Genomic DNA, 423 nt, shown 5'->3' with positions numbered 1-423 from the left:
GCCTGACGGTGCAGGGCTGCCTGTTGCTGGTGTGGCTGCTCGGCAAGGGGTACACCAACCTGCTGCTCATCTCCACCTCCATGATACTGGTGCCCTACCTGCTGATCGGCCTCTTCCTGCTCAAGCTCTCCTTGAGTGGAGAGGGCAATGGCCTGGTGCGGGCGGTGGCGCTGGTGTCGAGCGGTTACGGTCTCTGGCTGCTCTATGCCGCCGGGGTGGAGTATCTGCTGCTCTCCTTGCTGCTCTACGGGCCGGGTCTGCTGCTGTTTCTCTACAGTCGCCGTCAGCTCGGGGCGGAGCAGCGGCTCAGCCTGCGCGAGCGGCTGCTGGCCGGGATAACCCTGGTGAGCCTGGTGCCCGCCATCTGGTCCTTTGCCCACGTCTGAGGGACCTGACGATCAAATGCAAGAGAGCGCCCAAGGG

At 64.5% G+C, this 423-nt stretch carries 1 pseudogene; it reads left to right on the top strand.

Annotated features, from left to right (window positions below):
- Nucleotides 1–386 (top strand): annotated as a pseudogene (locus JWG43_RS18750) (arginine:ornithine antiporter); the annotation flags it as partial.
- Nucleotides 387–423: the final 37 nt, after the last annotated feature.

This window comes from Desulfobulbus alkaliphilus (genome assembly GCF_016918545.1).
GTDB classification, from domain to species: Bacteria; Desulfobacterota; Desulfobulbia; order Desulfobulbales; family Desulfobulbaceae; genus Desulfobulbus; species Desulfobulbus alkaliphilus.
The sequence above is the reverse complement of the archived record's forward strand: the minus strand, read 5'-3'. Positions and strand labels throughout refer to the sequence as shown.